At 70.9% G+C, this 21,842-nt stretch carries 22 protein-coding genes and 1 tRNA gene; 15 read left to right on the top strand and 8 right to left on the bottom strand.

The features are described 5' to 3' along the window. Positions 1–72 precede the first annotated feature (72 nt). Positions 73–158, top strand: a tRNA-Leu gene (locus AAEM63_RS06540). 125 nt (positions 159–283) lie between these two features. On the opposite strand, the gene AAEM63_RS06535 is transcribed toward AAEM63_RS06540, so the two are convergent. After that, the gene (locus AAEM63_RS06535) at positions 284–925 is read right to left on the bottom strand and encodes a TetR/AcrR family transcriptional regulator (protein WP_341360811.1); all 642 of its coding nucleotides are present in this window, start codon (positions 923–925) and stop codon (positions 284–286) included. A 449-nt stretch (positions 926–1,374) separates the two neighbouring features. On the opposite strand from AAEM63_RS06535, the gene AAEM63_RS06530 reads away from it, so the two are divergent. The 9 genes from AAEM63_RS06530 (at position 1,375) to AAEM63_RS06490 (ending at position 9,023) form a co-directional block, all read left to right on the top strand. Continuing rightward, positions 1,375–1,563, top strand: a complete 189-nt coding sequence (locus AAEM63_RS06530; RefSeq protein ID WP_341361325.1) for a Flp family type IVb pilin — start codon at positions 1,375–1,377, stop codon at positions 1,561–1,563. A gap of 72 nt (positions 1,564–1,635) precedes the next feature. Then, positions 1,636–2,007: a TadE/TadG family type IV pilus assembly protein gene (locus AAEM63_RS06525; RefSeq protein ID WP_341360810.1), complete on the top strand. Its 372-nt coding sequence runs from the start codon at positions 1,636–1,638 to the stop codon at positions 2,005–2,007. After that, the gene (locus AAEM63_RS06520; RefSeq protein WP_341360809.1) at positions 1,995–2,972 is read left to right on the top strand and encodes a pilus assembly protein TadG-related protein; all 978 of its coding nucleotides are present in this window, start codon (positions 1,995–1,997) and stop codon (positions 2,970–2,972) included. The genes AAEM63_RS06525 and AAEM63_RS06520 overlap by 13 nt, the downstream gene beginning before the upstream one ends. A gap of 8 nt (positions 2,973–2,980) precedes the next feature. Then, entirely contained in the window at positions 2,981–3,757 is a 777-nt protein-coding gene (locus tag AAEM63_RS06515; RefSeq protein ID WP_341360808.1) for an RcpC/CpaB family pilus assembly protein, read from the top strand. Further along, positions 3,754–4,971, top strand: coding sequence for an AAA family ATPase (locus AAEM63_RS06510; protein ID WP_341360807.1), 1,218 nt, complete (start codon positions 3,754–3,756; stop codon positions 4,969–4,971). Before AAEM63_RS06515 ends, AAEM63_RS06510 begins: the two co-directional genes overlap by 4 nt. Beyond that, positions 4,968–6,539, top strand: coding sequence for an ATPase, T2SS/T4P/T4SS family (locus AAEM63_RS06505; protein ID WP_341360806.1), 1,572 nt, complete (start codon positions 4,968–4,970; stop codon positions 6,537–6,539). Before AAEM63_RS06510 ends, AAEM63_RS06505 begins: the two co-directional genes overlap by 4 nt. Continuing rightward, on the top strand, positions 6,536–7,483 hold the full coding sequence (locus tag AAEM63_RS06500; RefSeq protein ID WP_341360805.1) for a type II secretion system F family protein: 948 nt from the start codon (positions 6,536–6,538) through the stop codon (positions 7,481–7,483). The genes AAEM63_RS06505 and AAEM63_RS06500 overlap by 4 nt, the downstream gene beginning before the upstream one ends. A gap of 8 nt (positions 7,484–7,491) precedes the next feature. Next, positions 7,492–8,379 (top strand): type II secretion system F family protein, encoded by an 888-nt coding sequence (locus AAEM63_RS06495; RefSeq protein WP_341360804.1) that lies wholly within the window; start codon positions 7,492–7,494, stop codon positions 8,377–8,379. A 137-nt stretch (positions 8,380–8,516) separates the two neighbouring features. After that, positions 8,517–9,023, top strand: coding sequence for an A24 family peptidase (locus AAEM63_RS06490; protein ID WP_341360803.1), 507 nt, complete (start codon positions 8,517–8,519; stop codon positions 9,021–9,023). A gap of 15 nt (positions 9,024–9,038) precedes the next feature. On the opposite strand, the gene AAEM63_RS06485 is transcribed toward AAEM63_RS06490, so the two are convergent. Both AAEM63_RS06485 and AAEM63_RS06480 read right to left on the bottom strand, forming a co-directional pair. Next, complete coding sequence (locus tag AAEM63_RS06485; RefSeq protein WP_341360802.1) at positions 9,039–9,539, bottom strand: nucleoside deaminase; 501 nt, start codon at positions 9,537–9,539, stop codon at positions 9,039–9,041. Positions 9,540–9,621: 82 nt separating this feature from the next. Next, the gene (locus tag AAEM63_RS06480; RefSeq protein ID WP_341360801.1) at positions 9,622–10,602 is read right to left on the bottom strand and encodes a magnesium transporter; all 981 of its coding nucleotides are present in this window, start codon (positions 10,600–10,602) and stop codon (positions 9,622–9,624) included. A 188-nt stretch (positions 10,603–10,790) separates the two neighbouring features. Between AAEM63_RS06480 and AAEM63_RS06475 the strand changes: the two genes are divergently transcribed. The 3 genes from AAEM63_RS06475 to AAEM63_RS06465 are packed head-to-tail and all read left to right on the top strand — an operon-like array spanning position 10,791 to position 13,407. Next, positions 10,791–11,516, top strand: coding sequence for a copper resistance CopC family protein (locus tag AAEM63_RS06475; RefSeq protein WP_341360800.1), 726 nt, complete (start codon positions 10,791–10,793; stop codon positions 11,514–11,516). Then, entirely contained in the window at positions 11,513–12,142 is a 630-nt protein-coding gene (locus AAEM63_RS06470; protein ID WP_341360799.1) for a copper chaperone PCu(A)C, read from the top strand. Before AAEM63_RS06475 ends, AAEM63_RS06470 begins: the two co-directional genes overlap by 4 nt. Beyond that, complete coding sequence (locus tag AAEM63_RS06465) at positions 12,142–13,407, top strand: Dyp-type peroxidase (protein WP_341360798.1); 1,266 nt, start codon at positions 12,142–12,144, stop codon at positions 13,405–13,407. Before AAEM63_RS06470 ends, AAEM63_RS06465 begins: the two co-directional genes overlap by 1 nt. 36 nt (positions 13,408–13,443) lie before the next feature. Here AAEM63_RS06465 and AAEM63_RS06460 read toward each other — a convergent pair whose 3' ends face one another. The 4 genes from AAEM63_RS06460 to AAEM63_RS06445 are packed head-to-tail and all read right to left on the bottom strand — an operon-like array spanning position 13,444 to position 19,360. Then, entirely contained in the window at positions 13,444–14,613 is a 1,170-nt protein-coding gene (locus AAEM63_RS06460) for a nitronate monooxygenase (protein WP_341360797.1), read from the bottom strand. A 27-nt stretch (positions 14,614–14,640) separates the two neighbouring features. Then, complete coding sequence (locus tag AAEM63_RS06455) at positions 14,641–15,657, bottom strand: hydroxymethylglutaryl-CoA lyase (protein WP_341360796.1); 1,017 nt, start codon at positions 15,655–15,657, stop codon at positions 14,641–14,643. Further along, positions 15,654–17,792, bottom strand: coding sequence for a biotin carboxylase N-terminal domain-containing protein (locus tag AAEM63_RS06450; RefSeq protein WP_341360795.1), 2,139 nt, complete (start codon positions 17,790–17,792; stop codon positions 15,654–15,656). Before AAEM63_RS06450 ends, AAEM63_RS06455 begins: the two co-directional genes overlap by 4 nt. Positions 17,793–17,797: 5 nt before the next feature. Further along, positions 17,798–19,360 carry a carboxyl transferase domain-containing protein gene (locus tag AAEM63_RS06445; protein WP_341360794.1) on the bottom strand — a complete coding sequence of 521 codons (1,563 nt, stop codon included), beginning with the start codon at positions 19,358–19,360 and terminating at the stop codon, positions 17,798–17,800. 75 nt (positions 19,361–19,435) lie between these two features. On the opposite strand from AAEM63_RS06445, the gene AAEM63_RS06440 reads away from it, so the two are divergent. After that, positions 19,436–20,110 (top strand): TetR/AcrR family transcriptional regulator, encoded by a 675-nt coding sequence (locus AAEM63_RS06440; protein ID WP_341360793.1) that lies wholly within the window; start codon positions 19,436–19,438, stop codon positions 20,108–20,110. A 52-nt stretch (positions 20,111–20,162) separates the two neighbouring features. Next, complete coding sequence (gene map / locus AAEM63_RS06435) at positions 20,163–20,945, top strand: type I methionyl aminopeptidase (protein ID WP_341360792.1); 783 nt, start codon at positions 20,163–20,165, stop codon at positions 20,943–20,945. A gap of 48 nt (positions 20,946–20,993) precedes the next feature. Here the strand turns inward: map and AAEM63_RS06430 are convergent, their stop codons facing one another. Then, the gene (locus AAEM63_RS06430) at positions 20,994–21,770 is read right to left on the bottom strand and encodes an enoyl-CoA hydratase-related protein (protein ID WP_341360791.1); all 777 of its coding nucleotides are present in this window, start codon (positions 21,768–21,770) and stop codon (positions 20,994–20,996) included. Positions 21,771–21,842: the final 72 nt, after the last annotated feature.

Genomic DNA, 21,842 nt, shown 5'->3' with positions numbered 1-21,842 from the left:
TATCTTTTCTGGCGTTGCCCAGCGGGGCGGACGGTGCTCAGGTGCCGGACGAGAAGCCGGGAAACACCACCTGTCCGGGTGGCGGAATAGGCAGACGCGCTAGCTTGAGGTGCTAGTGCCCTTTATCGGGCGTGGGGGTTCAAGTCCCCCTCCGGACACTCGTTGAGACAGCGACGACGAAGGCCCCCGACCTCGGTCGGGGGCCTTCGTCGTTGTCAAATTCTCACGTTCACTTGCACTACCGCTCACCTTTGCCGGCTCGCTCCGGCCGCCCTGGCAGCCCTCACGCGCCGCGGCGACGGGATCTGCGGTGGTGGTTCGATCCGGTCAGTCCCGAGGCGAGCTGAGCAAACCCCTCATCGAGCATGGCGGGCAGTCGCCGGGCGGCGGACCCGGAGCGCATCCACAGGCCGATGGTGCTTCGGATGGTCGCGACGGCGGCGGCGCTGACGAGGCCGGGGTAGGCGTCGGTGTCCGGGTCGGCGCCGGTGCGGTCGGCGATGACGGCCCGAAGGTCTGCTTCGAGGGCGTCGTACTGGGCGAGGCGGTACGGGCGCAGGCTGGCGAACTGCTCGTCGAGCTCGAGATGGCGGACGAAGGAGCGCACCTGCTCGAGACTCCACGCCTTGGTCGAACCGACGACCGCTTGGCGCAGGACCTCTAGCGGTGGCTCGTCGGCTGGCCGCTGCACGGCGGCGTCGACGAAGCCCGCCCAGCGGGGGGCGTCAGCGGCGACGACCGCCTCCTCCTTGGACGCGAAGTAGTTGGAGAAGGTCCGCGGCGAGACGAAGGCCAACCTTGCGATCTCGTCGATCGTCAGGTTGTCCATCCCGTGCTCCAGCGCCAGCTTGAGGGCGGCGTCCGCGATCGTCTCTCGCGTCATCAGCTTCTTGAGCTCTCGCAAGCCCATGTCAGGGGAGTCCATGCCCGTTCCTCACGCGCGTGGTTGCAACTTCGGCAAACCCCCAGCGCTGCTGGGGATGGTCGCCTCTCCCCCGAGAACGACGAACACCTGCGTCGAGATCTGCGCTGCCGGCCAGCCCGCCCCCAGGCGTGCTCGCTGGTGTCGAGGCTAGCCCGGATTCTGCTCCTTGTCATGAGATCCGCCACATCGCGCGGGACGAAGGTCCCACCTGTGGGAACGCTCCTCGAGCCGTCCACCGGCGTTGCAGGTCAGGTCGAACTATCACAACTTCGCTTCAGAGCAAGTTTGCCGCTCCAAAGTGCTTGCAGATGCTGCAAAGTTCTGCAAGTGTCAGCGCTGCAGCGCCGATTTCCACCCCCTGCAAGTCGGCATGCACATCCGCTCCGGTCCTGCCGGAGAGCATCCACTCACAGAGAGTTCTTGACATGAACCGTGCAGCCGCATTCGTCATGACCATGCTCACCGTCGTCGGTGACCGCTTCGAGGGCCGCAAGGAGCGCGGCGCCACCGCCGTCGAGTACGGCCTCATGGTCGGCCTCATCGCCGTCGTTATCATCGTCGCTGTCACCGCTCTTGGCGGACGGCTGAACGAACTCTTCAGGAGCATCGTGACCTCGCTCGGCGGCACGGTCGCGTGACGCCGTAACCCTCGCGATCCGACGCCCGGCGTAGTGAACCCGCTGCGCCGGGCGCGTTGACTGGAGGAGCGAGTGAAAATCGTACACGCCGAGGAACGCGGTGCTTCAGCTGTCGAATTTGCTCTGATACTGCCTATCCTCCTGCTTCTGGTAGTTGGAATCGCGGAATTCGGGCGAGCTTACAACGTGCAGACCGTGTTGGCCGATGCCGCGCGCGTCGGCGTCCGGACGATGGCGATCCACAGTGACGTCACCCAAGCCAAATCCGCCGCAGTTGATGTCGCCACTTCTGTGTCACTAACCAGCAATGAAGTCACTGTCACACCTTCGACCTGTGAGGGCACCACTGATCCTGCGACCGTGACGGTCACTCACGACGTAGATCTCATTTTCTTCGGAGAAGTTGAAATCACGGGAAAGGCGACAATGAGATGCAACGGCTAAAAGACGAACGCGGCGCCATCGCGGTCCTTGTTGCCCTCCTCATGGTTGTCTTGGTGGGGTTCGCCGCCGTGTCCATAGACATCGCTGCTATCAACGCTGAGCGCCGGGAACTCCAACTCGCTGCGGACGCGAGCGCCCTGGCAATAGCACAGGACTGCGCTCGAGGCGACTGCAAAACACCGAGCACCACTGCCGCGACCTTCACCGCGGCGAACGTCGATGACGCGGACGCGGCAGCCACATCGACGCCCGTCACGCCCACGACCGGCACCGTCACCGTCGACACCACGGGCACTGCGGAGCACTGGTTCGCGCCTGTCCTGGGGATCGATGAGACCAATGTGCAAGCCTCGGCCACAGCTAGCTGGGGATACCCCACCGGCGGAATTCCCATTCTTCCTCTCGCCCTCAACGAGTGCGAGTTCGACCATCAAGTACAGAGCCAAGGCGGTCTCGCGGACGCTCCGGAGCCGCTGACGATCCTGCGGTCGAAAGACCTCAAGGAGAATGACCTGCCGGACGACTGGCCCTGCGAGATGCCACAGTCCGGCAACCACGTGCCCGGTGGATTCGGCTGGCTTGAGACAGTTCCCGGGACTTGTGATGCCATCACCAAGGCCGGCGAGGACATCGCCTCTGACCCGGGAAATAGCATCTCGACCGGTTGCGACTGGGCAGACCTCGTCGACGCTCGCGACAAGGTCGTCCTGCTGCCCCTTTTCGACAACTCCGGTGGAGAGGGCAACAACGGCTGGTTCACCATCAGCGGCTACGCCGCATTTCACATCAAGGGCTACGACTTCACCGGCAACGGCGGAGAGCAGTGGGGCCTCACGTGCCCGCAGTCGGTGAACACTTGCATCCGTGGATACTTCGAAGAGTACGTGGACTCAACTGCGGCTTTTGACTACGGCACCGACCCCGACTACGACTTCGGCAGCGAAGTCGTAAGCCTCACAGACTGAGAGAAATTGTGAACCGCCGACTCATCGCGGCCCTCGTGGCCGTCGTCCTGGCCGGCCTTGGCGCGGTCCTTCTTGTCAGCTACGTCGGAGCCTCGGATGAGCGCGCGGTCGCCGACCTTGAGCCGTCTACGGTGCTCATCGCCACGGTGGACATCCCGGCGGGAACGACCGCCGAGCAGCTCCTCGAGATGACCGCGTCGTCGTCGGTTCCGGGCACCGCAGTCGCGCCTGGGGCGCTCACCTCGATCGCGGAGGTGGACGGCGAGCTCACGACCGCCGACATTGTGGCAGGCGAGCAGCTCTCCGCTCACCGCTTCGCACCGCCCGAGGATGTCGTCACCGCACAGGCCGACGAGGTGGTGGTTCCGGCCGGGATGCACGAGATCACCATCCAGCTCGAGCCCCGTCGGGTCATCGGTGGGCACCTGGCGGCAGGCGAGACGGTGGCCATCTTCGAGTCGTTCGAGATCGACGAGGTGCAACAGACCAAGTTGGTCCTCAACAAGGTACTCGTCACTCGCGTCCAGGGCGGCGTGGTTGAGGTCACCGCGCCCACTGATGCCGCGGCAGTCGCCGACACCCGCGCTGAGGAGCCCGCTGAGCCGGGTACGGCTGTCGAGGCGGTGCCGTCGGAACAGATCATGGTCACGCTCGCCGTGAGTGCACCCGACGCCGAGAAGGTCGTGTTTGGATCCGAGTGGGGATCGATCTGGCTGTCGCGGGAGCCCGCTGACGCGCCCACCGACGGCTCGAGAATCGTCAACGGCGGGAACATCTACCAATGACCCGCATCCTGCTCGCCACACCCTCGGCCACGTTCCGGGAGCGCTTTTCTTACGCGACCGGCGGAGCGTACTTTGCGGTGCCGCTCGGCGCGCTTCCCATTAATGCCGCAGAGCTGTTCCAGCACCTCGACGGAGCGCCGCTGCCGGATGTGGTCGTTCTGGACTCGGGTGACAACCCGTCCCCCGCGCTCAGCCTGTCCGCATCGATCTCCGAAGATTTCCCGCGCATCGCGCTGGTCCTGGTCAGTGAGCTCGAAGAGGAGATCGGCCTCGCAGCTCTGCGCGCCGGTGTGCGCGACGTGCTCCACCCGCGCGCCGACATCCAGGACATCCAGCTCGTCCTCGACCGGGCGAGTGCCGCGGTGGCCCCGCTGCAGACGTTCGCCTCCCCCGACGCTCCGCGACCCGAACCTTTCCAGACCGCCGGCCGGGTCATCAGCGTCGTGTCTCCCAAGGGTGGTGTGGGCAAGACGACCGTCTCGACGAACCTCGCGGTCGGTCTCGCATTGGCGGAGCCGGCCTCGACCGTCATCGTCGATCTTGACGTCCAGTTCGGGGATGTGGCCACCGCGCTGAACCTCGCGCCCGAGTACTCCCTTGTCGACACCGTGAGAGGCACCGCCGCCCAGGACACGATGGCCCTGAAGACCTTCCTCAGCCTTCATGACACCGGCCTGTACGCCATCTGCGCACCGGAGTCGCCCGCCGTGGCTGACACCATCAGCGGCGAGGAGGTCGGCCGGCTTCTGACGATGCTCGCGTCGCAGTTCCGCTACGTCGTGGTGGACACCGCGCCCGGTCTTTCCGAGCACACACTCGCCTCGATCGACAGGACCACCGACCTGATCCTGCTGACGAGCATGGACGTCCCCGGGATCCGGGGCATGCGTAAGGAGCTGGACATCCTCGGAGAGCTCGGCTTCGGTGATCTCCCCAGCCAGGTCGTCCTGAACATGTGCGATCCGCGTGGCGGCCTGTCCACCAAGGACGTGAGCGTCACGATCGGCCGGGACGTCGACCTCGAGCTCCCCGTCTCACCTCAGGTCCTGACCTCGATCAACCAGGGGATCCCACTTCTCCAGGAACCCGGCAAGGACCCGATGACAAAGAAGCTCCTACAGCTGGTCGGCACCTTCACCGCTGGCGCCGACCAGGCCGCGCGGCGTGGGAAGCATGTCCGGTCGCGCGGGCTGAGCCTGGCGAGGTCACGATGAACCTGGCAGAGCGGCTCCGTGCCGCCCGCGAGCCCGAGCTGAAGGCGCCATCCGATGCGGTCGAGGCGCAGTCCGCTCCACCGCAGGCCCTCGCGCCCGGAGATAGCACGCCTGCTGCCCCTGGGCGACCGGAGGTCGTGACGTCGCCCGGCGAGCCTCACCGGCTCTCGGCGGAGGCAGCACCGCTCAGCCCGTCGGCCCAGGTCCCGTCGAGCGCTTCGGCGAGAACCACCGTGCCCACAGCCCGTCGCGCCGACGTCCCGGCCGGGACAGCGAACGGTGATCCACTGCTCAAGCTCAAGGACCGTGCCGCCACAGCACTGTTCGAGCGCATGGGTGGCCGGCTCAACGACACCAATCTGAGCGAGAGCCAGCTCCACAAGCTGGTACGGACCGAGCTCAACCATGTGGTGGAGGAGGAGAAGGTCCCGCTCTCCCCGGAGGAGCGCCAACGACTCATCCGCGAGGTTCAGGACGACGTCCTCGGTCACGGGCCGCTCCAGCGACTGCTCGACGACCCGTCCGTCACCGAGATCATGGTCAACGGACCGGACATGGTCTATGTCGAACAGCACGGCAAGCTCACGCGGAGCGACGCGCGTTTCGCCTCCGAGGACCACGTACGCCGGATCATCGAGCGCATCGTCTCCCGCGTCGGCCGGCGGATCGACGAGTCCTCACCGCTCGTCGACGCGCGCCTTCCCGACGGCTCGCGCGTCAACGCCATCATTCCGCCACTGGCCTTCGGCGGGTCGTCTCTGACGATCCGGAAGTTCGCAAAGGACCCGTTCAAGGTCGACGACCTCATCTCGTTCGGCACGCTCACGCCGGAGATGGCAGAGCTTCTCCACGCATGTGTCGAGGCCCGCCTCAACGTCATCGTCTCGGGCGGTACCGGCACCGGCAAGACCACCCTGCTCAACGTGCTCTCCTCGTTCATCCCCGAAGGCGAGCGGATCGTCACCATCGAGGACGCCGTCGAGCTGCAGCTCCAGCAGGAGCACGTGGTCCGGCTCGAGAGCCGCCCGCCGAACATCGAGGGGAAGGGCGAGGTCAACATCCGCGACCTCGTCAAGAACTCGCTCCGCATGCGCCCCGACCGCATCGTCGTCGGCGAGGTCCGTGGCGGCGAGAGCCTCGACATGCTCCAGGCCATGAACACCGGCCACGACGGCTCGCTCTCGACCGTCCACGCCAACTCGCCACGCGACGCCATCGCTCGCCTCGAGACTCTCGTCCTCATGGCCGGTATGGACCTGCCACTCCGCGCCATCCGGGAGCAGATCGCCTCCGCCGTCGACGTCGTCGTCCAGCTCACCCGGCTGCGCGACGGCACCCGCCGGGTGACCGCCATCACCGAGGTCCAGGGCATGGAGGGCCAGACCGTGACGCTCCAGGACGCCTTCCTCTTCGACTACGGCGCCGGCGTCGACCCGACCGGGCGGTTCCTCGGGCGTCCCCTTCCCACCGGCATCCGCCCCCGGTTCACCGACCGCTTCACCGAGCTGGGGATCACCCTCTCCCCGCAGGTGTTCGGAGCTCCGCCACCGCGGAGGACCGTACGGTGACCGCAGACCTCGGGCCGCTCGCTGTCACCGCGGTGGCGCTCATCGCCATCGCGCTCGCCGCGGCCGTCTACGTGCTGCTGGCGCCCGGGCCGGCACGAATCCCGCTCGATCGACGGCGCCAGGGCGTCGAACCGCAGTCGGGAGCCCTCGAGCGTGGTGCCAGCGCGATGACTGGCGCGATCGGCACGATGCTGGGGCGGCGTGACACGGCCACCGCAGACAGCTCGCTCAGCCAGGCGGGCGTCAAGTTGCGTCTGCCAGATTTCGTCTTTCTGGTTATCGTCGGATCTGCGGTAGTCGGCGCCGTGGGCCTCCTGGTCGCCGGCCCCCTCCTCGGGCTGCTCCTCGCGGCGGCGGTGCCCGTCCTCGCTCGCGTCGTTCTGTCGGTCATGGCGGACCGTCGACGCGCCGCGTTCGCCGACCAGCTCGACGACTCCTTGCAGCTCATGGCCAGCTCGCTACGTGCCGGCCACAGCCTCCTGCAGGCACTGGACTCCGTCGCCCGTGAGGCCGAGGAACCGACCTCTGAGGAGTTCGCCCGTGTGATCAACGAGACCCGGATGGGTCGCGAGGTCAACGCCGCCCTCCAGGAGACCGCCAACCGGATGGGAAGTCAGGACTTCGTGTGGGTCGTCCAAGCCGTGGCCATCAACCGGGAGGTCGGCGGGAACCTCGCCGAGGTACTCGATGGCGTCGGCCACACCATTCGCGAGCGGAACCAGATCCGGCGTCAGGTGAAGGCACTGGCAGCGGAGGGCAAGCTGTCGGCCATCATCCTCATGCTCTTGCCCTTTGGCATCACGGGCTTTCTGTTCATGGCCAATCCTGCGTACATTGTCAAATTCACGCAGAGCATCCTTGGTTACGGCCTCATAGCGGTCAGTGTCGTCCTCTTGGTGGTGGGCGGGATCTGGATGCGCAAGACCGTCAGCGTGAAGTTCTGAGGTCGGCCGTGACTCTGCCAGCAGTCTTCGCCATCCTGACGCTCAGCGTGGGTCTCGGGCTCCTCACCTGGACCGCGCTTGCCGGGCCAGATCGAACTCGCGCACGCGCCGTAGCCAACCTGCACCGTGGCTACGAAGCTCCTCACACTGACAACGCGGACGTCGACCAGGGCTCACTCCTCCAGACGCTGGCGAAGCGGCTCACCCCGGCCCCCCTCTATCGGCTGTTGGACAAGTTGCACGCCAGGGCAGGCCGCCCAGCAGCGTGGCCGGTCGAGCTCCTCCTCGTGGTGAAGGTAGCCCTGCCGGTGATCGCCGGCTGGGCCATGCTCACGCTGATCGCTGCGACCGAGCCGTCGCCGCTGTTTGTGTTCGTCGCCGTCGCCACGGTGGTGGTGACCTATTTCCTTCCTGAGCTGCTGCTTTACAGCCGAGGCGTCGAACGCCGCGAACAGATCACCTTGGAGCTCGCGGACACCCTCGACCAGATGACCATCGCGGTCGAGGCCGGCCTGGGATTCGACTCCGCGATGGCGCGCGCGGGCCAGAACGGCAGCGGGCCCCTCGCGGAGGAGCTCATCCGGACCCTGCAGGACATCCAGATGGGACAGTCACGTCGACAGGCGTTCGAGGCACTCGGAAAGCGCACCGACGTGGTGGACCTCCGTCGCTTCATCCGTGCGGTCATTCAGGCGGACAGCTATGGCATCGCGGTTGCGGACGTGCTGAGGACCCAGGCCGCCGAGATGAGGATGAAGCGGCGCCAACGGGCCGAGGAGAAGGCCATGCAGGTGCCGGTCAAGGTAATCTTTCCCCTCCTCCTGTGCATCCTGCCCGTGCTCTTCATCGTGCTCCTCGGTCCGGCCGCAATGGACATCATGGCCGCGTTCAGCTGATGCTTTCCTGGCTCGCTGCTGCCACGGCTGCCGGCTCCGCGGGCGTCGCGGCGCACCTTCTCACGGCGCGCTGCGCCCGTGGTGCGACGGCAGCCGCTACCCACCTGGTCTCACGACGGCACCTCCCGATCGCGGTGATGGGCGGATTCGGTGCGGCTCTGGCGTCGACAACGGCAGCCGAGGCCGTCGCCTTCTCGATACTCGCCGTCTCCGCTGCCTTCCTCGTTGTCATCGACCTCGCCGAGTACCGGCTACCCGACGCCATCATCCTGCCGACCTACCCGCTCTTCTACGGTGCGCTCGCGCTAGCTGCGGCGATCGAGAACGACTGGTCTCGGCTCGGTCGAGCTGCCGCCGCGGGCGGCGTGCTCCTCGTCGGCTATTTCGTCCTAGCATGGATCAACCCCGCCGGGCTCGGCCTCGGCGACGTCAAGCTCGCCGGGCTCCTCGGCGGATTCCTCGGATGGTTCGGTTGGCCGCAGGTTCTCATGGGGACTCTCACAGCGTTCGTGCTCGCCGCGACGGTCTCGCTCATCCTCCTCACGCTGCGACGCGTGGGACGCAAGAGCGAGATCCCGTTCGGACCGTGGATGATCGCCGGCGCCGCCGTCGGTGCCGCGTGGCAGCCGCTCGTACTCAGCTAACTGGCGCCTGGCCGCTCACACCCAGAACCCCGCGTGCGGCTCGGCCGCCTCGTCCTCCATGTGCGGCCCGCTGACCGCCACCTCGCGCTGGCCGCGCGCCAGCACCTCCCGGCACGGGAAGGAGAAAGTCGGGTTCTCGGGGTGCGCGCCGGTCAGCTCGAGCAGCCGCACCTCCGACAGCGCGTAGACGATCCGCCCGACTCCCGTCCAGTACCCCGCCCCCGTGCACATGACGCACGGCTCGGCGCTGGTGAACAGGGTCGCTTGGCCCATCCCGTCCGGCCCGACCGCACGGGCGGCGTCCGAGAGCGCCAACAGCTCCGCGTGCTGGGTGGGGTCGCCGTCGGGCGGGAGGGCGTTGTTCCCCCGCGAGGCAACGACGCGTCCGTCGCCGTCCACGACGATCGCGCCAAAGGGATGCTTGCCTGCGGCCTTCGCCTCGACCGCCACCCGGAGTGCCGTACGAAGGTGTGCCTCGTCCTGGGGGGTGAGCTCGCCGCTGCCAGTGGTGGTCACGGACCCGAACGTAGCCGTTGCGCCTGCCGGACGGCCACGCAGGCCGAGCACCCGCGGCGCGGCACAGCACGACGGCTCCGACCTACAGCACGATCGTCGTGGCGACCACGAGGTAGATCGTCACCGTCAGCAGGTCCTGGACCACGGTGGCAAGTGGGCCCGACCCGAAGGCCGGGTCCTTCCCCATCCGGTGGATCAGCCACGGCAGCCCCAGGGCGATGACCGTCGCGATCGACGACGCCGCCAGCAGCGCCAGAGCCACCGCCACCGCCACGAGCCAGTCACCCCAGATCAGCCCCACGGGCAGCAGCGACAGCAGCCCGAGCACGATGCCCAGCAGCAGTCCGGTGAGGACCTCCCGGCCCGCGATGCGCCGCACCCCGATCCCGACCGACAAGCCCCGGATCACCAGTGCCTCGGTCTGCGTACCCACGGCGTCGGCCATGTAGACGACGCCGGGCACGAAGAACGCGATGAGCACCTCCTGGGAGAGCTGTTCCTCGAAGCTGCCGACGACGCCAGCGGCGATCAGCGCCCCCGCGAGCCCCACGAGCAGCCAGGGCAGCCGGTGCCCGAGGCGGCGAGGGATCGCCTCGACCGACGTGGTCTGCGCGGGAGAGGCTGAGCGCATGAAGCCGCCGAGCCTGACCATGTCCTCGTCGTGCTCCTGCAGGACCACCTCCAGCAGCGCCGTGGGCGGGACCAGCCCGGCGAACCGGCCGTCCTCGTCGACGACCACGAGGGTGGGCTCCTCGTGCTGGACGGCGAGCCATGCCGCCCGCTCCTGGGCGGTCGACGGCGTGACGACGGGCGGGTTCGGGTCCATGAGCTGGTCGAGGACCGTCTCCGGCGGTGCGGCGAGGAGCCGCTCGAGCGTGACGAGGCCACTGAGCCGGTCGCCGTCGACGAGCGCGACGACGGCGGCGCTGTCGTAGCGGTGTCCGTGCATGGCCGCGAGGACCTCGCCGGCGGTGTCTGTCGACCGTGCGACGGGGACGTTCCGGGAGGCGTGCTGCGCAGCCGTACCGAGCTCCGTCGCACGTTGCGTGTCGAGCTCCGTCATCCCGCACCTCCTCGTCCGGTTCGTCCCAGGATGCTCCGGATCAGGGCCTGACGACAGAGCCCAAGGGCCCGAAAACGGCCAGATCACGCCGCTGCGGACTGTCGTCACCAACGCTTGGCGTATGCCCCCAGGGGTATACTGACCTCTGGTCATCTAGGGTCACGCGCTGCCGCAGGAGGGAGGTCGGGATGTCGTTCTCTGCCGTGCGCCCCCGCACCGGCCGCACCGGCCGCACCGGCCGCACCGGCCGCACCGGCGGAACCCGAACGGCACGCCTTCGCTCGGCTCTCGTCACGGTCATCTCCCTACTGGGGACCGTCCTGGTGCTCGCGCTGGGCTCCGCTCCCGCCGTGGCGCACGACTACCTCGTGAGCACCTCCCCCGAGGCCGACGCGACCGTCGACGTCCCGCCCACCTCGGTCGACCTCACCTTCAACAGGTCCCTGCTCGGCGTCGCCCCCGCGATGATCGTCACCGGCCCCGCCGGCGAGACGCTCGTCGAGGGCACGCCCGAGATCAGAGATGCCATCGCGAGCATGCCGATGCCCTCCTCGATGGCGGAGGGCACGTACCGCGTGGCGTGGTCCGTCGTCTCCAGCGACGGGCACCGGATCCAGGGCGCGTTCGCCTTCTCGGTCGGCACGCCGTCGCTCAGCAGCCCCGGTTCCGCAGCACCCGCAGATGCCGACGACGCACCGACCGCCGCCGCCGCCGAGCCCGGTCCGGAGCAGGCAGACGACGGGTTCCCCACCTGGGCCGCCGGCGTGCTCGGCGGACTGGCTCTCCTGGCCGTGCTGGCGATCGTCGTCGTCGGGAGCGTGCGGTCCCGCGCCACGACGGAGGCCACCACGCCGCCCTGTCCAGCTCCAGCCGCCACCGCACGGACCACCGCCTCGCCACAAGGAGAGTCATGAAGCGCCCCGGGCTCGCAGCCACCCTCGTCCTCGTCACCGCCCTGGCGTCGTGCTCGTCGCCGGGCACGACGGACTCGACGAGCGCCGCATCGGACTCGACGTCCGACGCGGCGGGGACCGGGGAGGCCGACGACGCGTCGGCCGGCGGGTCTCTCAGCGTCACCGACGCCTGGGTCAAGGCCACCACCGTCGAGGACGGCATGACGGGCGCGTTCGGCGTCCTCACCAACGACGGCGAGCAGGACGTCCACGTCGTCGGGATCTCCTCCCCCGTCGCCGGGCGCGCCGAGCTGCACGAGACGGTCGCGGGGGACGGCGGGGCGATGGTCATGCAGGAGATGTCCGACGGGTTCGTGGTCGAGGCCGGTGAGGAGCACGAGCTCGTCCCGGGCGGGGACCACCTCATGCTCATGGAGCTCACCGAGGACGTCGAGGCCGGCGCCGAGGTCGAGATCACCCTCGAGCTCGAGGGCGGCGCCACGGTGACGTTCGTCGCCTCGGGCCGAACCTTCTCGGGTGCCAACGAGGAGTACGGCTCGCACGGCGAGGAGAACCAGGAGCGCGAGGGCATGGAGTCCTCCACGGGCATGTCCGAGGAGCCCTCGGAGATGGGGTCCGACGGCTGATGGCTCGCGCACGCCCGGGTACGACCGAAGAGACGCCGACGACCTCCGACGGCGCCCCGGGGGTCGGCCGGCGGACCTTCCTCACCGGCGGTGCGGGCGCCGTCGCCGGCGCCGCGGCCACGTGGCTGGGCACCCGCGCGGTAGCCGACCCCGCTGCCCCGGCCCCGACGCCCGAGGACGCGGCCGGCACCGCGACGGTCCCGTGGCGGGGCGAGCACCAGGCTGGCGTCGTCACCGCTCCGCAGGCGTTCGGCACCTTCCTCGCGATGGACCTCGCCGACGACGTCGACCGCGACGCCCTCGTCCGCCTCATGCGGGTCTGGACCGACGACGTCGACCGGCTCACCACCGGGCGCGGCGGCCTGTCCGATACCGAGCCCGAGCTGGCCGAGGTGCCCGCCCGGCTGACGGTCACCCTGGGGCTCGGGCCGGGCTTCTTCACCGCAGCGGACCTGGAGGCACAGCGCCCGGCGTGGCTCGGCCCCCTGCCCGCGTTCGGCGTCGACCGGTTGGAGGACCGCTGGTCGGGCGGGGACCTCGTCCTGCAGATCTGCGCCGACGACCCCATCACCGTCGCGCACGCGGTGCGGCTGCTCACCAAGGAGGCCCGTTCCTTCGCGTCGGTGCGCTGGGTCCAGCAGGGCTTCCGCAACGCACCGGGCACGACGCCGTCGGGGCAGACCATGCGCAACCTCTTCGGCCAGGTGGACGGCACCACGAACCCGCGAATGGGCTCCGACGACGTTCTCATCTGGACGGGCGGCGACGGCGTCCCGGCCTGGCTTGAGGGCGGGACGACGATGGTGGTCCGCCGCATCGCCATGGACGTGGACCGCTGGGACGAGCTCGACCGGGCCGGGCGCGAGATCGTCGTCGGCCGCGACCTCGACACCGGCGCCCCGCTGACCGGCGGTGCCGAGCACGACGACGTCGACCTCGACGCGACGAACGAGCTCGGCTTCCCGGTCATCGACATCGCCTCGCACGTGCGGCGCTCGAGGACGTCGGACCCGACCCAGCGGATCCTGCGACGCGCCTACAACTACGACGTGCCGCCCGAGCCGGGCGGGCTGTCGAGCTCCGGCCTGATCTTCGTGGCCTACCAGGCTGACCTCGAGCACCAGTTCATCCCGTTGCAGCGGCGCCTGGACGAGATGGACCTGCTCAACGAGTGGACGGTGCCGATCGGCTCGGCGGTCTTCGCCGTCCCCGGCGGCGTGCGGGCGGAGGGCGAGTACCTGGCGCAGCGGCTGCTCGAGGGCTGAGCCGGCTCGAAGCCCGGGGCTCGGAGACCCAGTGGCTCAGCGCCCGCACAGCTCGCGTAGCCGCGCGTCGCAGCCGGTGACGATGTCGTTGACGATGTCCGCCGTCGGCCGCAGCTCCGTGAAGCTACCCACCACCTGCCCGACGAAGAACGACTCGAGCTCCCGCGCCGTCGCCACCCCGCGCTCGGCGGCGGCATCGATGCGCTCCCACGCCTCGCGCACGAGCATCGGCTGGAGCGGCAGCGGCAGCGGGGCAGGCGCCCCAGGGGCGGCCCACTCCGCCAGCCAGGCGCTGGCGAGCTGACGGGCCGGCTTGCCCGTCCGGCTCGTCGAGATGACCGTGTCCGAGCTCGACGCGGCGAGAAGCTTGTCCTTGATGGCCCGGCCGGCGACGTCCTCGTGACTGGCGAGCCAGACCGAGCCGGCCCAGCCGCCCGCAGCGCCGAGGGCCAGCGCCGCGGCGAGCTGCGGACCGGTGGCGATGCCGCCGGCGGCGAGGACCGGCACGTCCCCGGCGACGGCGACGACCTCCGGGGTGAGGACCATCGTGGCGACGCCGCCGGTGTGTCCGCCGGCCTCGGTGCCCTGCGCGACGAGGAGGTCGACCCCGGCGGCGAGCTGGCGCTCGGCGTGCTCGCGCTTGCCGACGAGTGCCGCGACGGGGATCCCCGCGGCCCGCGCCCGCTCGAGCATGGCCGGCGGCGGGGTGCCCAGGGCGTTGGCGACGAGGGCCGGCCGGTGGGCGAACGTCACGTCCAGGAGCGCCTCGACGAGCCCGGCGGAGGTGTTGGTCTCCAGGCTCGCGTCGATGCGGCCGAACGGGTCCATCGGCTCGCTGAGCGGCGGGATGCCGTACTTCTCCAGGAGGGCGTCGACGAACGCCCGGTGCTCGGCCGGGATGGCGGGCTCATGTCCCGCGGGGTTCTCGTCGCCGGCTCCCGCTCCCCCTGCCCAAACGGTGCCGGCCGCGGATCTGGTTCCCCGCGCAGGCGCTGCCGGAACGAGCACGTCGACGCCGTAGGGCCTCCCTTCGAGCTGCTCCTCGATCCACGCGAGCTGGGCGTCGAGCTGGTCCGGCGTGTACATCGTGGCGCCGAGCACGCCGAGCCCGCCCGCGCGGGAGACCTCGACGACGACTGCCGGGGTGCGGTTGAACCCCGCGAGCGGGTGCTCCACCCCGACGAGGTCGGTGAAGGCGGTGCGCATGGTCTCCTCCGGTGGGGTCGTGGCAGGTCAACGGGTGGGTGCGGGTGGTTCGTCCGGCGCGGGAGCCGCCGTCTCGGACGGCCCGGCGGACGGCGGTGGCTCCACCGTGGGGTGGTCGGGCCGGCTCAGGGCACGCACCACCCGCGAGGGACTCGGCCGGCCGAGGTGCCCCGCCAGCCACACGCTCGTCGCGACGAGGGCGTCGAGGTCGACGCCGGTCTCGATCCCCAGGCCGTGGAGCATCCAGACGAGGTCCTCGGTGGCGAGGTTGCCCGTCGCGCTGCCGGCGAAGGGGCACCCGCCGAGCCCGCCGGCCGCGGCGTCGACCGTCGTGATGCCGTGCTGCAGGCCCGCGAGGGTGTTGGCGAGCGCCTGGCCGTAGGTGTCGTGGAAGTGGACGGCGAGGCGTTCGGTGCCGATCCCCACGGCGGCCAGCGCGTCGAGGAGCGCGACCACGTGCCCGGGCGTCGCCACCCCGATCGTGTCGCCGAGGGAGAGCTCGGTGCAGCCGAGCTCGACCAGTCGGGCGGCGACGTCGACCACCTGCCCGAGTGCGACGTCGCCCTCCCACGGGTCGCCGAAGCACATGGAGAGGTATGCCCGGACGGGCAGGCCACCCTCCCGGGCCGCGGAGACGACGGGGGCGAACATCTCGAGCGAGCCGGCCACCGAGCGGTTGAGGTTGCGCTGGGCGAAGGACTCCGTGGCGCTGGCGAAGATCGCGACCTCCCGGGCGCCGGCGGTCAGGGCGCGCTCGAGCCCACGCTCGTTGGGGACGAGGACGGGGTGGCGCACGCCTGCCGTGTGGTCGACGGCGGCCATGAGCTGTGCGGCGTCGGCGAGCTGCGGCACGAGACCGGGCCGGACGAAGCTCGTGACCTCGACCGCGGGAAGGCCGGCGGCGACCAGCCGTCGGACCAGCTCGGCCTTGACGGCGACGGGCAGGACGACGGGCTCGTTCTGGAGGCCGTCGCGGGGACCGACCTCGTAGACCGTCACCCGTTCGGGTAGGCCGGCGAGCGGCACGGCGCGGGGCTCGCTCATCCGTGCCCCCGGACGGTGAAGAGGGCCTGGCCGAGCGTGACCTGGTCGCCGGGTGCGACGAGGACCTCGGCCACGGTGCCGGGATGGGGTGCGAGGAGGCGGGTCTCCATCTTCATCGCCTCGAGGACACCGAGGACGGCGCCGGCCTCCACGTGCTCCCCCGCCTCGACGGCGACGTCGCGGACGAGGCCGGGCATCGGGGCGGCGACCGCACCGTCCGAGGACGACTCGGCGCCGCGGCCGCGCCGGTCGGGCACCGTGAGCACGGTGGTCTGGCCGTGGCGGGCGACGGCGACACGGCCTGGGCCGGTCTCGACGACGACGGCGTGGGCCAGGCCGTCGATCTCCAGCCGGAGCTCGTGTCCGGCACCGAGGCCAGACACCGCGGGCACGTCGGGTGCGTACGGAGCGGGCACGCCGGGGAGGCGGCGCACGGTGAAGGTCCGGCCGTCGACGACAAGATCATGCGTGCCCACCCTCACCTCGTGCACCTGGCCGTCGTGCTCAAGCGTGAGGACGACCGGCGCGGGCGGGCCGCCGAGGCGCCAGCCGTCGCCGGCACCGAACGGGTTTGCGGCGCCGTTGCCGTTCGTCGCGCCAGGCCCGAAGCCGGCGCCGGTGAGCGAGTCCGCGAGCGCCACGGCTCCCGCGACGAGCGCGACGTCGTCGGGTTCCGCGGCGAAGGCGCCGGGGTGGGTGTCGAGCCAGGCGGTGTCGATGGCGGCGTCACGGAAGTCGTCGGAGGCGACGAGCCGACGCAGGAAGCCGGTGTTCGTCGTGACACCGAGGACGGCCGTGTTGTCGAGCGCCCGCACGAGAGCCGCGCGGGCGGACTCGCGGGTGGGTGCATCGGCGATGATCTTGGCGAGCAGCGGGTCGTACCAGGTGCCGACCTCCTGCCCGGCCTCGAGGGCCGTGTCGGTGCGCGCCGTCGTCGGCCAACGGACCGTCGTCGCCGTGCCGGCCTGCGGAAGGAAGTCGGGGCCCTCGGCGTAGACGCGCACCTCGATCGCGTGGCCGGTGACGGCGACGTCCTCCTGACGCAGGGGCAGCCGGTCCCCGCGGGCCACGGCGAGCTGGAGCGCCACGAGGTCCAGACCCGTGACCGCCTCGGTGACGGGGTGCTCCACCTGGAGCCGGGTGTTCATCTCGAGGAGGTACGCCTCGTCGCCGGCGACGAGGAACTCCACCGTGCCGGCGCCGACGTACCCGACCTCCCGGGCGAGCCGCACGGCCGCAGCCGTCAACTCCTCGCGCACCGCCGCGGTGATGGTGGGTGCCGGGGCCTCCTCGACCACCTTCTGGTGGCGGCGCTGGACCGAGCAGTCCCGCTCGAAGAGGTGCAGGACCGTGCCGCGGGTGTCGGCGAGGACCTGGACCTCGACGTGGCGTCCGCCCTCGACGTACCGCTCGACGAGGAGGGCACCGTCACCGAAGGCCGCCGTCGCCTCCCGGCGGGCGGCGGCGATGGCGGCGGGCAGGTCGGCGGCGTCGCGCACCACCCGCATGCCCTTGCCGCCCCCGCCGGCGGCGGCCTTGACGAGGAGGGGCAGTCCCACCTCGGCCAGGGCTCGTCGGGCGAGATCGTCGTCGTGCGCACGGTCTGCCTGCGCGAGGTCCCCGTCGCGTGTGGGGTCGTCGTACGCGAGCTGCTGGTCGCCGTCGCCGGTCCCCGGCCGGTCGCCGTCGACCACCGCGGGAAGCACCGGCACCCCGGCCCGCACGGCGACCGAGCGGGCGGCGTCCTTGCGTCCCATCAGAGCGATGACGTCCGACGGCGGTCCGACGAACGTGAGGCCGGCGTCCTCGCAGGCGCGGGCGAACGCGGCGCTCTCGGAGAGGAAGCCGTACCCGGGATGGACGGCGTCGGCGCCCGTGCGCCGCACGGCCTCGATGAGCGCGGGGATGTCGAGGTAGGACTGTGCCGCGGGCGCCGGCCCGAGCCGGACGGCGGTGTCGGCGAGGCGGACGTGTGGCGAGGCGGCGTCAGCGTCGGAGTACACCGCGACGGTGCGCAGCCCGGCGGCGCGCGCGGCGTGCAGGACCCGCACCGCCACCTCTCCGCGGTTGGCGACGAGCAGCGTCGTGAACGGCCGCCGCCCGGACCCGGCCGCGGTGGTCGCTGCGCTCGCCACGGCGCTCACATCCGGTACAGCGCGGGCAGGGGCCGCGGGATCGGGGCGTTCGCGGTCGCCGCGAGGGCGAGGCCGAGCACGCGCCGGGTGTCGACCGGGTCGATGACGCCGTCGTCCCAGAGCCTGGCGGTGGCGTAGTACGGCGAGCCCTGACGCTCGTAGCGCTCGCGCACCGGTGCGCGGAACTCCTCCTCGTCCGCCTCCGACCAGGTTCCGCCGTCGGCCTCGATCCGGTCCCGGCGGACGGTGGCGAGGACCGCGGCCGCCTGCTCCCCGCCCATGACGGAGATCCTTGCGTTGGGCCACATCCACAGGAACCGGGGGTCGTAGGCGCGCCCTGCCATCCCGTAGTTCCCCGCGCCGAACGACCCGCCGATGACGACCGTGAGCTTGGGGACCACCGCTGTCGCGACGGCGGTGACGAGCTTCGCGCCGTCCTTGGCGATGCCCGCCGTCTCGTAGTCCTTGCCCACCATGAACCCGGCGATGTTCTGCAGGAAGACGAGCGGGATGCCCCGCTGGTCGCACAGCTCGATGAAGTGCGCGCCCTTGAGCGCGGAGTCGGAGAAGAGGATGCCGTTGTTCGCGACGACCCCCACCTGGTAGCCCCAGATCCGGGCGAACCCGCACACGAGGGTCTCGCCGTAGAGGGCCTTGAACTCCTGCAGGCGTGAGCCGTCGACGAGGCGTCGGACCACCTCGCGGACGTCGTAGCCGGTGCGCAGGTCCGCCGGGACGACGTCGTAGAGGCCGGCCGGGTCCTCCGCGGGCTCCTCCGGCGGCTCCTGGTGCAGCGACGGGGACGTGGTCCGCTCGAGGGTGGCGACGAGACGCCGGAGGATCTCCAGGGCGTGGGCGTCGTCGTCGGCGAGGTGGTCCACGACGCCGGAGCGGCGGGCGTGGACGTCTCCCCCGCCGAGCTCCTCGGCGGTGACGACCTCGCCGGTCGCCGCCTTCACCAGGGGCGGGCCGCCGAGGAAGATCGTGCCCTGGTTGCGCACGATGACGCTCTCGTCGGACATCGCCGGGACGTACGCGCCGCCCGCCGTGCACGAGCCCATGACCGCGGCGAGCTGGGGGATGCCGCGGGCGGACATCTGCGCCTGGTTGTAGAAGATGCGCCCGAAGTGGTCGCGGTCGGGAAAGACCTCGTCCTGCAACGGGAGATAGGCACCGCCGGAGTCGACGAGGTACAGGCACGGGAGCCGGTTCTCGGCGGCGATCTCCTGCGCGCGCAGGTGCTTCTTGACCGTCACCGGGTAGTAGGTGCCGCCCTTGACCGTGGCGTCGTTGGCGACGACGACGCACTCGCGTCCCGCGACCCGGCCGACGCCGGTGACGATGCCGGCGGCCGGGACGTCCTCGCCGTACATGCCGTGGCCGGCGAGCGGGGACAGCTCGAGGAAGGGCGAGCCCGGGTCGAGGAGGCGGTCGACGCGGTCACGGACGAGGAGCTTGCCGCGCGCCGTGTGCCGGTCGCGGGAGCGGGCGTCGCCGCCCTGGCGCACGACGGCGAGCCTCTCCCGGAGCTCGGCGGCGAGCTCGGCGAGCGTGGGCGAGACTGCCAACGGCGTTCCTCCTCGGTGAGCGAGCGCTGCTGGTGAGGTTAGCCAGCGTTAACCTCGGTGTCTACCATGACGGTCATGCCCGGCTCCGCCAGCCCCCGCACGCCCGGCTCCGCCAGCCCCCGCACGTCCGGCTCCCCGATCCCCCGGCGGCGCCAGATCCTCGACGCGGCGGCCGAGCTCTTCGCGCGCTCAGGGTTCCGGGGCGTCTCCATCGACGACATCGGGGCCGCGGTGGGGATCTCGGGACCGGCGCTGTACCGGCACTTCCCCCGCAAGGAGGCGATCCTCGGCGAGCTGCTGGTCGGCATCAGCGAGGAGCTGCTCGAGGAGGGGCGGCGTCGGGCGCGAGACGCCGGCGGCGAGGAGATGGGCGTCGGCGAGGCAACAGAGACAGTCGGCGAGGAGACCGACGTCGGCGGCGTCGCAGCGCTGGTCGACTGGCACGTCGAGTTCGCCCTCGACCATCCCGACCTCATCACCGTCCAGGCGCGTGACCTCGACGCGCTCGGGCCCGAGGACCGCGAGCACGTCCGACGTCTCCAGCTCGCCTACGTGGAGGTATGGGTCGACGCCCTGCGGGCGGAACATCGGGGCGTCGACGTGCGCACCGCGCGAGCAGCTGCGCACGCGGCCTTCGGGCTCATCAACTCGACCCCGCACAGCGCCCGGCTGGCCCGGGCCGAGATGGCCGCGCTGCTGCGCCGGATGGCGCTCCAGGCCCTCCGGGCCGTGGACGTCGAACCGCACTGATCCGCGTCGCGGTGCACACTGGTCCCCGCTGGAAGTGCGAAGGAAGGCACCCATGATCGAGATCCTCAACCCCACCGAGCTGTCGCGTGCACGGGACACGGGCGCCGTCGTCGCCAACATCCTGCAGAGCTTGAAGAGCCGCGCCGCGGCGGGGACGAACCTCCTGGAGATCGACCTCTGGACCCACGAGATGATCGACGAGGCCGGGGCGCGCTCCTGCTACGTCGACTACGAGCCGTCCTTCGGCCGCGGACCGTTCGGGCACTACATCTGCACGTCGGTCAACGACGCCGTGCTCCACGGGCTGCCGCACGACCACGTCCTCGCCGACGGCGACCTGCTCTCGCTCGACCTCGCCGTCGCCAGGGGCGGGGTCGTCGCGGACTCGGCCATCAGCTTCGTCGTGGGCGAGTCCCGGCCCGCGGAGAGCCTTGCGATGATCAGCGCGACCGAGCGCGCCCTGAGCGCGGGGATCGCCGCCGCCCGGCCGGGCGCTCGCATCGGCGACCTCTCGCACGCCATCGGCACGGTCCTCAGCGAGGCGGGGTACCCGGTCAACACCCAGTTCGGGGGCCACGGCGTCGGGTCGACCATGCACCAGGACCCGCACGTGCCCAACGCGGGCCGGCCCGGGCGCGGGTACGTCCTGCGCCCCGGGCTCGTGCTGGCCCTCGAGCCGTGGGTCATGGCGGACACCGCCGAGCTCGCCGTCGACGACGACGGCTGGACGCTGCGGAGCGCGACCGGCTGCCGGACCGCCCACAGCGAGCACACGATCGCCATCACCGACGACGGCGCCGAGATCCTCACCCTGCCCGGGGACCCGCAGCGGTGAGGTGAACCAGCCCGAGTCCGCGGCCGGCTCCACGCGGGTGGTGGGGAATCAGCCGTTTGGCACCCACGACGGCGGACGCTTCTGGGCGAACGCCGCCAGGCCCTCCTGCCCCTCGGCCGAGGCGAAGTGCGCGGCGGAGAGCCGGCCGAGCACGGCGAGCTCGTCGGCGTCGCTCTCCGGCGGGTCGGCGAGCACCGCCTTCGTCGCGGCGAGGGCGCCGGGCGCCCCCCGGAGGAGCATGCCCACCTGACGAGCGACCTCCTCGTCGAGGCGCTCCGCGGGGACGGCGGCGTCGAGAAGACCGACCGTCACGGCGCGTCCCGCGTCGAACACCTCGCCGGTGAGAAGCAGCGCCCGCAGCGCCTGGGCCTGGACGCGGCGGCGCAGCGGGACGGTGATCACCGCGGGGACGAGACCGAGCCGTACCTCGGGGAACGCGAAGCTGACGTCGTCCGCGGCGACGACGAGGTCGCACGCGGCGACGAGGCCCAGCCCGCCCGCCCGCGCCGTTCCCGCCAGCCGCGCCACGACCGGCTTCGAGGCTCCGAGCAGTGCCACCAGCAGGCCGGGCAGCTCGGTCACGCCCTGGTCCTGAGGGGCGGCGCCCCGGGCCTCGGTGAGGTCGGCGCCGGAGCAGAAGACGGGCCCGGTGTGGGTGAGCACGACGACGCGGACACCGTCGTCGTCGAGCGCGCTGCGCAGGTGGACGGCGAGCTCGCGCCGGACCCGGGCCGAGAGGGCGTTGCGGTTGTGCGGCGAGTCGAGCGTGATGGTGGCGACGGCGTCCTCGACCCGTAGGTGGACGAGCTCGGCGTTGTTGCTCATGTGTACCCCTCTCGCGTCGGTCACGACCGTAGTGCTCGGCGAGCGACGGCGTCCTGACCGCGACCCGGTCCG

It is taken from the genome of Georgenia sp. M64 (genome assembly GCF_038049925.1).
Classification (GTDB): domain Bacteria; phylum Actinomycetota; class Actinomycetes; order Actinomycetales; family Actinomycetaceae; genus Georgenia.
The sequence above is the reverse complement of the archived record's forward strand: the minus strand, read 5'-3'. Positions and strand labels throughout refer to the sequence as shown.